This window comes from Pseudomonas sp. Z18(2022), assembly GCF_036346535.1.
Classification (GTDB): domain Bacteria; phylum Pseudomonadota; class Gammaproteobacteria; order Pseudomonadales; family Pseudomonadaceae; genus Aquipseudomonas; species Aquipseudomonas yamanorum_A.
The window spans coordinates 251,910-264,911 of the sequence record NZ_JAOTOA010000003.1 but is presented as its reverse complement, the minus strand read 5'-3'; the positions used below and the strand labels follow the sequence as shown (position 1 = coordinate 264,911).

14 protein-coding genes are annotated in these 13,002 nt (G+C 62.4%); 3 read left to right on the top strand and 11 right to left on the bottom strand.

Translation table 11 applies throughout. The features are described from left to right. Window positions 1–59 precede the first annotated feature (59 nt). A complete protein-coding gene (tagQ, locus tag V3W39_RS09315) occupies window positions 60–983 on the top strand; it encodes a type VI secretion system-associated lipoprotein TagQ (RefSeq protein ID WP_010168230.1) in 924 nt (307 codons plus the stop codon). A 125-nt stretch (window positions 984–1,108) separates the two neighbouring features. Continuing rightward, a complete protein-coding gene (locus V3W39_RS09310; protein ID WP_010168229.1) occupies window positions 1,109–1,489 on the top strand; it encodes a hypothetical protein in 381 nt (126 codons plus the stop codon). Window positions 1,490–1,636: 147 nt separating this feature from the next. On the opposite strand, the gene V3W39_RS09305 is transcribed toward V3W39_RS09310, so the two are convergent. From V3W39_RS09305 to exbB, 9 genes are all read right to left on the bottom strand, one after another. Further along, window positions 1,637–3,037, bottom strand: a complete 1,401-nt coding sequence (locus V3W39_RS09305; protein ID WP_177112372.1) for an aminoacyl-tRNA deacylase and HDOD domain-containing protein — start codon at window positions 3,035–3,037, stop codon at window positions 1,637–1,639. Between the two features lie 78 nt (window positions 3,038–3,115). After that, window positions 3,116–5,191, bottom strand: a complete 2,076-nt coding sequence (gene recG, locus V3W39_RS09300; protein ID WP_330212522.1) for an ATP-dependent DNA helicase RecG — start codon at window positions 5,189–5,191, stop codon at window positions 3,116–3,118. An 8-nt stretch (window positions 5,192–5,199) separates the two neighbouring features. Beyond that, window positions 5,200–6,120, bottom strand: coding sequence for a hydrogen peroxide-inducible genes activator (locus tag V3W39_RS09295; protein ID WP_003213305.1), 921 nt, complete (start codon window positions 6,118–6,120; stop codon window positions 5,200–5,202). A gap of 113 nt (window positions 6,121–6,233) precedes the next feature. Then, entirely contained in the window at window positions 6,234–6,764 is a 531-nt protein-coding gene (locus tag V3W39_RS09290) for an iron transporter (protein ID WP_330212521.1), read from the bottom strand. A 19-nt stretch (window positions 6,765–6,783) separates the two neighbouring features. Next, window positions 6,784–7,602 carry an FTR1 family iron permease gene (locus tag V3W39_RS09285; RefSeq protein WP_177119976.1) on the bottom strand — a complete coding sequence of 273 codons (819 nt, stop codon included), beginning with the start codon at window positions 7,600–7,602 and terminating at the stop codon, window positions 6,784–6,786. 3 nt (window positions 7,603–7,605) lie between these two features. Beyond that, window positions 7,606–7,941: a cupredoxin domain-containing protein gene (locus V3W39_RS09280; RefSeq protein WP_330212520.1), complete on the bottom strand. Its 336-nt coding sequence runs from the start codon at window positions 7,939–7,941 to the stop codon at window positions 7,606–7,608. Between the two features lie 167 nt (window positions 7,942–8,108). Next, entirely contained in the window at window positions 8,109–8,858 is a 750-nt protein-coding gene (locus V3W39_RS09275) for a TonB family protein (protein WP_177043710.1), read from the bottom strand. Next, a complete protein-coding gene (exbD, locus tag V3W39_RS09270) occupies window positions 8,855–9,280 on the bottom strand; it encodes a TonB system transport protein ExbD (protein WP_017476711.1) in 426 nt (141 codons plus the stop codon). The genes V3W39_RS09275 and exbD overlap by 4 nt, the downstream gene beginning before the upstream one ends. Window positions 9,281–9,286: 6 nt before the next feature. Next, window positions 9,287–10,273 carry a tonB-system energizer ExbB gene (gene exbB / locus V3W39_RS09265; protein ID WP_330212519.1) on the bottom strand — a complete coding sequence of 329 codons (987 nt, stop codon included), beginning with the start codon at window positions 10,271–10,273 and terminating at the stop codon, window positions 9,287–9,289. A 189-nt stretch (window positions 10,274–10,462) separates the two neighbouring features. Here exbB and V3W39_RS09260 point away from each other — a divergent pair, with 189 nt between their 5' ends. After that, the gene (locus tag V3W39_RS09260; protein ID WP_177119978.1) at window positions 10,463–11,314 is read left to right on the top strand and encodes an SDR family oxidoreductase; all 852 of its coding nucleotides are present in this window, start codon (window positions 10,463–10,465) and stop codon (window positions 11,312–11,314) included. Window positions 11,315–11,319: 5 nt separating this feature from the next. Here V3W39_RS09260 and V3W39_RS09255 read toward each other — a convergent pair whose 3' ends face one another. Both V3W39_RS09255 and V3W39_RS09250 read right to left on the bottom strand, forming a co-directional pair. Next, the gene (locus tag V3W39_RS09255) at window positions 11,320–12,054 is read right to left on the bottom strand and encodes a hypothetical protein (RefSeq protein ID WP_330212518.1); all 735 of its coding nucleotides are present in this window, start codon (window positions 12,052–12,054) and stop codon (window positions 11,320–11,322) included. Window positions 12,055–12,226: 172 nt separating this feature from the next. Continuing rightward, window positions 12,227–12,970: a hypothetical protein gene (locus V3W39_RS09250; RefSeq protein WP_177079167.1), complete on the bottom strand. Its 744-nt coding sequence runs from the start codon at window positions 12,968–12,970 to the stop codon at window positions 12,227–12,229. Between the last annotated feature and the right edge of the window lie 32 nt (window positions 12,971–13,002).

Here is a 13,002-nt window from a genome sequence, read left to right as displayed (position 1 = left end):
AGGGACTCAGGCGGCGGTGGGCCGTGCTGGGCAAGTCAAACTTAAAAGAGAACACACCTATGCTTTTTTCCCGTAAGGCGGTTTCCAAGCGTCATCTGCTGTTGATCGCTGCCGGTTTCAGCACTGTGCTGACCGGTTGCGCAACGTCGCCGACCTCCAAGGTCGCCTCGACCACCAAGGTCGAGTACTACCCGAACTGCTACGAGCCGGTGCAGCACCTGCGCGCCACCGATTCGGACCTCACCAAGTCGGTCGTCACCGGTGCGGCTATCGGCGCCGCCGGTGGTGCACTGTTGGGCGCCCTGACCGGCGACTCCGACAAGCGCGGCCGCAATGCCGCCATCGGCGCAGCGGGCGGCGCCCTGGCCGGTGGTGCCGCGGGTTACTACACCGAGCGCCAGAAGCAGATCACCGATGACAACCAGCGCATCGCTTCCTACGCCACTGACGTCAACAAGCGCGCCTCCGACATCGACCGCAGCACCGCGTACGCCAAGGCGTCCCAGCAGTGCTACCAGAGCGCATTCACCAAGCTGGTGGCTGACCGCAAGGCCAAGACCGTCAATGACGTTGAAGGCCGCAAGCGCCTGGCGGAAATTGTCTCCGGCCTGAAAGAGTCCAACGACCTGATCGTGGCAGTCAACGGCAAGGCCAGCGAAGACCTGAACAACTACACCCAGGCTTACGAGCAGGACCTGCAACAAGTGGGCGTACAACGTGCCGACGTAGTAACGGTTGCGACTGCCGATACCACGCCGGTGGTGACGCCAGCCAAAGGCAAGAAGCCGGTAAAAGTGGCGAAGAAGCCTGTGTTGCCAACCGTGCCGAAAGAAGCGGTCGCCACCGAGAAAACTATCCAGACAGCGCAGACCAAGCAAGCTGAAAGCAAGCAGGTCGCCAGCGCCGGTAAAGCGCAGATCGAAGGCACGTGCCGCGATCCAAACCTGGCGGACTGGGCTCCGGTTCCTTGCCCTAACGTCTGAGTGAAGTTGTTGCTATAAGCGTTAAACGCCAGCCGATCTCCTGCTAAAACGGGAGATCGGTAGCGTTATTTGCACAATTCGTTAAACTGCTGCGGCCACTCAATAATTACACTGAGGCCGTGTGCATGAAATTTCGTTTTCTTCTCTGGATGCTTGGCCTGTTGATGGGCAAAGCCAGCCGCACCAACCCTGCGTTCCAGCAGCAGTTGGGTGACAAGGACCTGGCGTTCCAGCTGCAAACCCTCGACGGCAAGGTTGCCCGTCACTTCATCGTCAAAGACCAGCGCATCACCAGCCGTTCGGGTGTTCATCCTGCGCCGGCGTTTGCCATTGCCTTTAAAGACGCCGCCTACGGCTTTGCCACGATGCAGGCGAAGAACAAGCAACTGGCGTTCATGACGGGGATTCAGGACAAGTCGATCCAGATCAAGGGCAACCCGGCACTGGTGATCTGGTTCCAGGGGTTGACCAAGTATTTGAAGCCGAAGAAAAAGCCGAAGGCTTGATGGCTGCACCCCAACTCATGGGGTGAGAATGCTTGCTGTGGCGAGGGAGCTTGCTCCCGCTGGGCTGCGAAGCGGCCCCGGCTTTTTTGGGAGTGCTGCGCACTCCAGCGGGAGCAAGCTCCCTCGCCACATTGATCTCCTGAGGCTTCAGGCCTGGCTGAACTGGGATGCCAACTCCCGCAGCAACGTTTCCGCATCCAGCACTTTAGCCACCACATCCTCCGCCTTGTCCCGCGTTAGCCCCAGGCGCTCAAGCAGTTCGTCCGGGATCTCTTCATCCGGCCCGGAACCGATACCACGACTGCGCAACAGGCGCACGGCCAGGCACACCAGGTTCGGGTACTCAGCATATTGCCCGTCGTAGGTCGGGTCGTGCTGGAAGCGCAGGGCGGTGGACAGTTCGTCCGGCATGTCCCAATAACGCATCAGCCACGCACCAATCTGCTCGCGGCTGATACCCAGCAGATGCTGCTCGATGTAGCTGTGGCACAGGTGCGGGTTGACCTCCAGGTGCCGGCAGATCAGCGAAAAGTGCGGCGGGAACACGTGGGCCAGCAACAAGTAGCCAAAGTTGTGCAGCAGGCCGGCGAGGTACGTCAGGCCGGCTTCCGGGCGCTGGGCGCGGGGCATGGCACGGGTCAGCCCTTCGATCACGGCGGCGGTGTAGATCGACTGGTGCCAGTACGGAGTGGCCTGTTGCGGCTGGTCCTTGGGCAGGCTCAAGGTCTTGCCCAGGGCCAGGCCCAGCGCGAGGTTGATCACCAAATCAAAGCCCAGCACGCGGACGATGGCGTCTTCCACCGAACGGATCTTGCCCGGCGAAGCGTAGTAGGGCGATGCCGCCCAGCTCACCACTTGGGCGGCCAGGGCCGGGTCGGTTTCCACCACACCGGTGATGTCGTCGATGGTGGCGTTGGGGTCGACCCGCAGCTTGATGATCTTTTGCGCCGTGTCGGCCAGCGGTGGAATCTCGATGGTCGCTTCCAGGCGCTGCTGGATACGGCGGGCGGTGAACGCCTGCATCGCCTGGGTGATTTCCTCGCGGTCGTCGTTGGGGCGATCAAGGTTCGGCCGGATGCTGCTCAGTGGCTCGCCGAAGCTGGCGGCGCTGGCCTTGGTCAGCATGCTCTTGAAGGCGTCGCTGGAAATCTCCAGCAGCAGCCCCGCCTCACCCGAATGCACCAGCACGGTGGGTTCACGCAGCAGGCTTTCTTCGTACAGGCACGGGGAGCTGGTCAGCGGCGGCAGGCCGGGCAGCAGGCTCAGGCTGTGTTTGCCAAGCATGCGTTCGAGGCGCTCGGGGGACACGGCCGTGAGGCGCCGGCCGGTCAGTTCGGCCAGACGATTGAGGTCCAGCAATTGGTTCTGCGGAAACATCACCATGAGTGCACCCACGGCATCATCGAGCAGCACTGCCTGAACCTTTTGCGCCGGGTTCAGGCCAGGCCGTTCGGCAACTTCCGTGTAGCTGATGGCGAGCTTTGCAAGCAGCGTCCGAATCACCGAGGGGGCGGTCGGTGGGGCTGTGGCGAGGGCAACTTCTGACATGGCCTGAATCCAATTTCCTACAGTCATTGGAGTATAACCAGCTTGATACAAGTGAGGGTTGTCTAAGTGAGTCAGCCGTCACACTTGGCCGTATTGCTGCCCATGTCGAAGCCAGCGGTCCAGCAATGGGCTGACATGTTCCGGCCAGCGCTCGATCAACGCCTGGGCGGCATCGCGCACGGCGGGCAGCAGGTCGGCGTCGCGCATCAGGTCGGCCACCTTGAATTGCAGCAGGCCGGTCTGGCGGGTGCCGAGCATTTCGCCGGGGCCGCGCAGTTCGAGGTCTTTTTCAGCGATCACGAAACCGTCGTTGGTTTCACGCATGATCCCCAGGCGCTGGCGGCCGATCTGTGACAGCGGCGGATGGTACAGCAGCACGCAATGACTGGCGGCGCTGCCCCGGCCCACGCGGCCACGCAATTGGTGCAGTTGCGCCAGGCCCAGGCGCTCGGGGTTTTCGATGATCATCAGGCTGGCGTTGGGCACGTCGACGCCGACTTCGATCACCGTGGTAGCCACCAGCAATTGCAGGTTGCCGGCCTTGAACTCGGCCATCACCGCGGCTTTTTCCACGGGCTTCATGCGGCCGTGAATCAGCCCGACCTTGAGTTCGCCCAACGCACTGGTGAGGTCTTCATAGGTGGTTTCGGCGGCCTGGCAGGTCAGCTCCTCGGATTCTTCGATCAGCGTGCATACCCAATACGCCTGGCGGCCTTCGGCACAGGCGCCGCGTACCCGTTCGATCACCTCGACCCGGCGGGTGTCGGTGACCAGCACGGTGTTGACCGGCGTTCGGCCCGGCGGCAGTTCGTCGAGGATCGAGGTGTCGAGGTCGGCGTAGGCACTCATGGCCAGGGTGCGCGGGATCGGCGTGGCGGTCATGATCAACTGGTGCGGGCTCATGCGGCCGCCCACGCCTTTCTGGCGCAGGGCCAGGCGCTGCTGCACGCCGAAGCGGTGCTGTTCGTCGATGATCACCAGCGCCAGGTTCTTGAATTTCACTTCGTCCTGGAACAGTGCGTGAGTGCCCACCACCATCGGGGCGCCGGCGGCGATTTGTTCCAGGGCGGCTACGCGGTTCTTGCCCTTGAGCTTGCCGGCCAGCCAGGCGACTTCCAGGCCCAGGGGTTCGAGCCAGCGCTTGAAGGTGATGAAGTGCTGTTCGGCGAGAATCTCGGTGGGCGCCATCAGCGCCACCTGATAGCCGGCTTCGAGAGCTTGCAGCGCGGCGAGGGCGGCGACCACGGTTTTACCCGCGCCCACGTCACCCTGGATCAGCCGCAGCATCGGCTCTTTCTGGCTCAGGTCGTAGGCGATTTCATTGCCGACCCGCTGCTGGGCGCCCGTCGGTGCAAACCCCAGGTTGGCCAGGTATTGCGCAGGCAGGCGCTTGGCCTTGGGCATGGCCGGCGCGCGCAGCGAACGCATGCTCTCGCGCAAGCGTTGCTGCGACAGTTGGTGGGTCAGCAGTTCTTCGAACGCCAGGCGATGTTGGGCCCAGTGATGACCGAGGGCCAACTCGTCGACGTCGGCGTCGGCGGGTGGGTGATGCAGGTAACGAATCGCATCATCCAGCGGTGCCAGTTGGTAGTCGCGCGCCAGTTCCTGAGGCAGCCAGTCGGGCAGGCTTTTGGGTCCGAGCATCGTCAGGGTTTGCATGCACAACTGGCGCAGGCGCTGTTGGGTCAGGCCTTCGGTGAGCGGGTAGATCGGCGTGAGGGTGGTGTCCACCGGCGGCGGCTCGTCGCCGGTAATGGCGCGGTATTCCGGGTGGTAGATTTCCAGCCCCGAAGCGCCGGGCCGGGCTTCGCCGTAGCAACGCACGCGGGTGCCCCGCTTGAGGCCTTCCCTCTGGGCATTGCTGAAGTGGTAGAAGCGCAGGCTCAGGCCGCCGGTGCCGTCTTGCAGGCGCACGACTAAACTGCGGCGTTTGCCCATCACCACGTCGGCGCCGCTGACGGTGCCTTCGACCACCGCGTCCTGCCCGGGACGCAATTGGCCGATGGGCACCACGCGGGTGCGGTCCTGGTAACGCAGGGGCAGGTGGAACAATACGTCCTGGAGATTTTCCAGGCCGACCTTGGCCAATTTCTCGGCCATGGCCTCCCCGACACCCTTGAGTGCCGTCACCGACACCTGCGACAGCTCAGTCATACCGTTACTTAGCTCGCAGCAGGCGGCTTGGCCACCGAACACAGGCGGATCGAGTCGGCGAGGATTTCAATCGCTTTCGGGCGTGGGAAGCTCGCGCGCCAGGCAATCGCCACGGTGCGGAACGGCACCGGCGGCGTGAGTGGGCGCACGGCGATCACGCCGGGAGCGTAGTGATGGCTATCGACCGCCGACAGCGGCAGGATCGAAATGCCCAGGCCGGAGGCGACCATATGCCGAATGGTTTCCAGGGAGCTGGATTCCACGGTGGTGTGCTTGGCGCCGTCGTTGCCCTTGGTCAGGGTCGGGCAGGCTTCCAGTACCTGGTCGCGGAAGCAGTGGCCTTCGCCCAGCAACAGCAGGCTCTTGTCGTTGAGCAGGCCCGCGTCGATGGTGTCTTTCTGCGTCCAGGGGTGGGACGCCGGCATCAGCACGTAGAACGGCTCATCGTAGAGTGGCAGTGTCAGCACGTCTGCCTCGTTGAACGGCAGGGCGATGATGATCGCGTCGAGCTCGCCGTTGCGCAGTTTGTCGCGCAGCACGTGGGTGAAGTTTTCTTCGATATACAGCGGCATCTGCGGCGCGACGCGGTGCAGTTGCGGAATCAGGTGCGGGAACAGGTACGGGCCGACGGTGTAGATGGCGCCGACTTTCAGCGGTGCGGTCAGCTGGTTCTTGCCGGCCTGGGCAAGTTCGCGAATGCTTTGGGCCTGTTCCAGGACCTTCTGGGCCTGGGCGACGATGCCTTCGCCCACGGGCGTGAGGCGCACGGCGCTTTTGCTGCGCTCGAAAATCAGCACACCGAGTTCGTCTTCAAGCTTTTTCACACCCACCGACAGCGTCGGCTGGCTGACGTGGCAACGCTCGGCCGCGTGGCCGAAGTGCTGCTCTTGGGCGAGGGTAACGATGTAGCGTAATTCTGTAAGAGTCATAGCGGGCGTCCATGAGGTTGCGGGCCAAGCATACCGGCTGCAATCGATAGACGCACGTTATCAGACAGCATGGGGTTTACGACACCTGGTAATCAGGTGTCGCGTTCATGCTTTCAGCTTTGCGGGTATTTGAAGGTGAAGGTTTTGGTGAAAGGGCCCCACCATTCCGGTACGCCGGTTTCCTTGTCCACATGGTGGAAGAAGCCTTTGATCTGCGGGCTTTCATAGCGCAGTACCACGGTGTAGGTGCCGGGGCCGTCCATTTTCACGTTGTTGGCATAGTGGGCGCCGTCTTTGGCCACCATCGGCAGCAAGGTGCCGATTTCCTTGTAGTCGGGCGAGCCCTGCTTGACCAGCGAGTAGGTGATGGTCAGGTAGGGCACCCACTCGCCGTTGGACAGGCCGTACTTGTTGTCGGCGGTGGCGTGCACGTCCGTCTCAAGGTGCACCGAGTCCTTGCTCATCACCATGCCCGGTGGCATGGGGGCCATTTCGATGCCGACCAGATAGGAGGAGGCGATTTCCATGTCGTTGACCTGGACCGGTCCGCCAATCGGGTACTCGCGGGCTTGGGTCAGGGTGGAAGCGGCCAGGGCGCTGACAAGTACCAGTGCGGCGGCCAGGGGATTGCGCAGGTGTTTCATGGTGGGGCTCCTAGGGCAGTTAACGTGATTGCGTCGGACGTGAATGCAGCAAGCGGTTACCCAGCACCAGGAGCGCGAGGGTGACGGACCAGGCGACCAACTGGACGCCCAGCGGCCGGTCGGTGTAGCCCACCAGCGCGGTCAATGCGCGGCCGGTGAGGCTGCCATCGGAGACCAGCCAGGAGGTGTCCCAGAGTTGGTAGCCCCAGGCGGGAATCAGGTCGATACCGGCGAGGATCGCAGCCGCCCGACCGGCCATGCCGGCGGCGAGCAAGGCAATCATCCAGCCGGTAATCGAGAACAGGCGCTTGAGGCTGATGGCGACCAGCCCGCGGTACATCAGCCAGGACAGCGCGGCGCCGGCGGCGATGCCGAGCACGCCACCGGTCAGCATCGACAGTGGGTCTGCCTGGCTTGATGCAGCGATGCCATAGAGGAACAGCACGATTTCCGAGCCTTCGCGCAGCACGGCCACGGTGATCACCACGGCCAGGGCCCAGAGTGATTTTTCGCCAGTGAGTACCGCATTGCCCGCGCTGCGCAGTTGGGTTGCCAGCTCGCGACCGTGGCTGGCCATCCACAGGTTGTGCCAGCCCAGCATCACGACGGCGACCACCAGAATGGCTGCGTTGAAAATTTCCTGGCCGAAGCCTTGCAGCGCCTGGGTGATTGCGCCGGTAAAGAGCGCGAGGATGCCGGCGCCCAATACGCCGGCCGCGATCCCGCCGCCGATAAACAGTCCGCGCCTTGCCAGGCCTTGGGTGGCGGCCATCACGATGCCCACCACAATCCCGGCTTCCAGTACTTCACGAAACACGATCAACAGACAGGCCAGCATGGCTTACTCCTTGGCCGCGACGGCAGTGACCGTGCCTTTGGCCTGGTCTGGGTGGTAGTCATCGAAGAAGGTGTAGGCGCCGGGATGCAGCGGGCCTGCAAACACCGTCACGGTGTTACCGGGGACGATGATTTTTTCGAATTTCATGTCGTAGCTTTCGAACTCATCGACGCTTTCGTCATGGCTGGTGAGTTGAATACGAAAGCGCTCGCCGGCCGGTACCTCGAAACTTGAGGGGCTGAAGGTGTGGTTTTGAATGACCAGGGTGACCAGCTGATCCGCATGGGCTGCGACGGGAAAAGCCAGTAGGAGGAGAGCCAGCCGGGCAAGGTTGGGCATGCCGAATGTCCGCTAATGAGAACTATTCGCGGATGATTGGCTTTGTCTTTAAATGTTACAAGTGAAGATGGAGTTAGGTAGCGGCCTGTTCAACCGTGGTTCAGGTTGCGGTGGCGCGGGGGGAGGGAACAGCAGCCGTGGGCACCCGAGAGTGCCCACGGTGAGGATTACCGGCGACGTTTTTCGATGTTGTAAACGAACGGTGCAACGATCTCGATGCTGCCGCCTTTCAACATGTCGGCCGGCGGCTTGGGCAGCGGCTGGGCACGACGGATCATGTCGAGAGTCGCGCGGTCCAGGTCGGCGTTGCCGGAGCGGCCGACCAGTTCGTAGGACAGCACGTTGCCATCGGCATCCACCACGAAACGCAAGCGGTTCAGGCCTTCCTTGCCGCGTGCCTGGGCACTTGCCGGGTACTTTTTATACTTGGCCAAGTGGCCGAGCAGCGTGCTTTCCCAGGTGGCCTTGGCCGCGATCTGCTGCGGCGAAGGGCCCGGTTGAGGCTGGGCGGATTTTTCCGTAGGCGCGTTGTTCTGCGGAGTTTCGCTCGGCGGCTCTTCGGAAGGTTTTTCCTTGGGCGGATCGGGCTTCTTCTCTACAGGCTTGGGCGGCTGCGGTTTTGGCTTGGGCTTGACCGGCTTTGGCACCTGGATCGTCGGCTTGGGTGCTTCCGCCAGTTTCGGCAATGGCAGCTCTTCCACCGGCGCGGGCGGTTGCGGCGGCGTGATCACCTTCGGCGGGGCCGGAGGTGGTGGCGCCGGCATCGGTGCCAGGTCGATGACCATGGCCGCCGGTGGCAGCTGGACCATATGTGGCGCCGACCACTGGAGCGCGATGATGATCGCGACGGCGTGGACGCCCAGCACGACGGCGAGGCTGGTGCCATAACGCGTCAGTTTGTGGCGCGTCGTGATCATTTCTTGGCTGCCGTCTCAAGTCCGACCAGGCCTACCTTGAGGTAACCGGCTGCCCGCAGGGCATCCATCACGCTCATCAGGTCGCCGTAGTCCACGCCCTTGTCGGCCTGGAAGAAGATGGTCGTGTCTTTCTTGCCCTGGGTCTTGGCGTCGAGCACCGCGCCCAGGGTTTCGGATTTCACTTCTTCTTCGCCCAGGAACAGACGCTGGTCCGCCTTGACGCTGAGGAATATCGGCTTCTCTGGCCGCGGCGCAGGTTTCGCGCTGGAGGCAGGCAGGTCGACCTTGATGTCCACGGTAGCCAATGGTGCGGCCACCATGAAGATGATCAGCAGCACCAGCATCACGTCGATAAACGGCGTGACGTTGATTTCGTGGTTCTCGACGAGCTCGTCGTCGCCTTGATTCAAATGCAGGCCCATGGCCGATTACCCCACTTTCACCATGTGCGGTTGCGAGCTGCGCTCGGTAGGCAGGTGATCGAGGTCACGGCTGACCAGCAACAGGACTTCTGCCGAAGCGTCCGATACTTGGGCCTTGTAGCCGGCGATCGAACGGGCGAAGACGTTGTAGATGACCACCGCAGGAATCGCGGCAACCAGGCCCAGTGCGGTTGCCAGCAGGGCTTCGGCAATGCCGGGCGCCACGACGGCGAGGTTGGTGGTCTGGGTTTTGGCGATGCCGATGAAGCTGTTCATGATGCCCCACACGGTACCGAACAGACCGACGAAGGGCGCGGTGGAACCGATGGTTGCCAGCACGCCGGTGCCGTTGCTCATGTTGCGACCGCAGGCGGCAACCAGGCGCTCCAGGCGGAAGCTGACGCGTTCCTTGATGCCTTCTTTTTCACGGCTGTTGGCCGACAGGCGCATCTCTTCGAGTGCGTCGTGAACCAGCAGGTTCGCCAGGGTGCCCTTCTTCGCCGCGCTTTCGCTGGCTTCCTTCAGGGTGGTGGCTTTTTTCAGGTGGACGATTTCAGTGCGCAGGCGACGCTTGGCGCCCAGCAGCTCGAAGCCCTTGGCGATCCAGATGGTCCAGGTGATGATCGAGGCGATGGCCAGGCCGATCATCACGATCTTCACGATGATGTCAGCGTTCTGGTACATGCCCCAGGGCGACAGGTCGTGGGCCATGCCCAGGCTGTTGTCTTCTTCCAGCACGACGCCGGTCTCGTCAGCCGGTGCGCCTTCGGCGGCGAGGGCAGGGTCGGTGGCAGCCGGTGCGGCAGCCGGAGCAGGAGCATTTTGCTCGTGGGCTGGCGCGGTGGCAGCAGGCTGGGCAGCCGGCGCAGTGTTGTCGGCGAATGCGGCGGTCGGTGCCAGCAGAACGCTGAACAGCACTGCAGCAATCGCACGCCAGGCGCGGGACGGGCTGTGAGGCTTGGTTGGCGAAGCGGGGGATGTATTGCGTGTCATGCTGGCCGGACCTGAGAGAAAAAATGAGTGGTTGTCCTTCCAGACCTGTAACGGGTCGAGGACAAAAGGGCGGTTATTATTGCAAGTAATTCTTGTTAACAGAAGCAATACGGATACTTTATTTGTCGTTTTGCTGGCCGCTGGTCATCTGCGGGGGCTAATCTTGACCTTTGAGAACGGAGTTTTGTGATGTCTGCGCCTTCTGTGGTGATTGCCGGTTGCGGCGATGTCGGTAGCCGTCTGGCCACCCAATTGCTGGCCCAGGGCTGGGAGGTTCATGGCCTGCGCCGGGATATCTCGCGCCTTCCCAAGGGTGTTATTGGCATTGCCGGCGACCTCTTCAATGAAGACTGCCCCGACACCTGGCCGGTGGGCGGGGTGGATTACCTGGTGTACTGCGCGGCGGCCACCGATCACGACGAGGCCGGCTATCGCGCCGCTTACGTGCAGGGGTTGCAGCATGTGCTGGAGTGGTTGAACGACTACGGCCAGGAGCCTAAACATCTGCTGTTTGTATCCAGCAGCAGCGTGTATGGGCAGCAGAATGGTGAGTGGGTCGACGAAAGCTCCGAGACCCAGGCGGGCGGTTATTCCGGGCAAGTGATGCTGGAAGCCGAGCAAGTGGCATTGAATAGCGGCATTCCCGCGAGCGTCGTGCGCCTGACCGGTATCTACGGCCCCGGCCGGGAATGGCTGTTGAGCCAGGTGCGCCAGGGTTATCGTGTGGCGATTGATCCACCTTTATATGGCAACCGCATCCACGCGGATGACGCTGCGGGTTTGCTGGCGTTTTTGCTGCAACACGTGGAGCAGGGCGGTGTGCTGGATAAATGCTACATCGGCGTCGACGACGCTCCGGCACCGCTGGCCGACGTGGTGGGCTGGTTGCGCGAATACCTTGGCGTGACCGAATGGGCCGAGAACGCCAGCGTGCGTCGGGCCGGCAGCAAGCAATGCAGCAACGCCCGGGCCAAGGCGCTGGGCTGGGTGCCACGTTATCCCAGTTATCGCGAAGGGTATGCGGCCATTCTCGAGGGTTGATGGCGTCACTGTTTTTCCAGCAGCCACTGGCGTGGCCCTGGAGTGAGCTGGGGGATTTCGTCGGGCTGGGACAGGTTGATCGCCTGGAGAATTTCCAGCCGTTTGCCGTAGCGGACGAAAATCCACCCGTCTCCGACATCGCCCTTGCCCAGGTAGAGCGTGTCATTGCCTGCGCCCTGGGTGGCGCAATCGCCGCCCAGGCACAGCTCGTACCGGTCGTTTTGCGCCAGGCCTGACACGCGGCCATCCGCCGTGAACACTACGATGTTGCCGGTGCCTTGGCCTTCAATGATTTTCCACTGGCCGCCCATATAGGCTGAGTTCAGCGCCTGCCGGAAGGTTGTGCCCCACTTCGCTCCCGCCGAAGCTGGCGGTTCAGGGCGTCTAAACACTTGCCCGGCATAACGCTCTGTGGGGAGTTGGATCAACTGTTTGCCATCCGATTGAAGCTCGTCGGTGCCATGGCCGTTGTAGTCGACGGTCCATAGGCCCGGCGCCTTCGGCAGCAATTGGCCCTCGCCGAGCTCGAACGCATTGCTGACTTGCGCCTTGCCGCTTCGGGTGTCGATGTTCCATTCCAGGTTCAAACCGTGGGCATCGATGGCTCGCAACAAAGGCCGGCCTTGGGCGGCTGAATCGATGGCCGCCTGATTGATCCACAGCCCGCTGATGTCGGTTGTTGGTGGCGTATGGGTGCAGCCGCCAAGCAGGATCAGGCTAAGGACAAGTAATGTGCGCATGGCGGCAATCCCTGGACGGTAAAAACCATGGGGCCCAATGTAGGAGCGAGCTTGCTCGCGAAAAACGCAAAGACACCGCGTTAATTCAGGATGCTGGCGTTATCGTTGACGCCCTTCGCGAGCAAGCTTGCTCCTACAGAAAAAAGGAGCCCGTGGGCTCCTTTTTTCTGTATCACTGTTTTTCCAGCAACCACTGCCGCGGCCCCGGGGTAAACGAGGGCACCTCGTCAGCCTGGGCAGTATTGATCGCCTGGAAGATTTCCAGTTGTTTGCCTTTGCGCGCAAAGATCCACGGGTTGCCCTGGCCGTTCAGTTGCAGCCAGATGCTGTCGTAGCCGCCGCTCATGGAGGCGCAATCGCCTGCCAGGCACAGCGAGTACTGATCGGCGCCCGGCAGGCCGGTCACCTGGCCATTGGCCTGGAACTGCACGGTCGCGCCTTCGCCATTGCCGCTGCTGATCTTCCAGGTGCCGCCCATATAAGCGGCGTACAGCGTGCGCTCGAAGTTGGCGCCCAGCGGCGCGCCTTCGGGGGCAGGGTCTTTGGCACGGGCGAACAGTTGCTCGGGCTCGTTATCATTGGCCCCTTGCAGCAGTTGTTTGCCTTTACGCTTGAGTTCGGTGGCGGTGCCACCGTAGAAATCGACACTCCAGGCGCCGGATTTTTCACCCAGCAACTTGCCTTCAGCGACTTCAAAACCGTTGTAGTAGCGGGCCTGGGATGCTTTGGTGTTCACCTCCCATTCGAGGTTCGGACCATAGCTCTGCAGGGCTTCACGCAAAGGGCCGCCCTTGGCTGCCGCATCGATGGCGGCCTGGTTGATCCAGGTGCCGCTCACATCCAGGTCGGCGGGATTGCTGGCGCAGCCGCCGAGCAGCAGGGCGAGCAACGAAGAGGCAACGAGCGCTTTGCGCATTACGAAATCCTTCCAAGAACCAATTCGGCGCA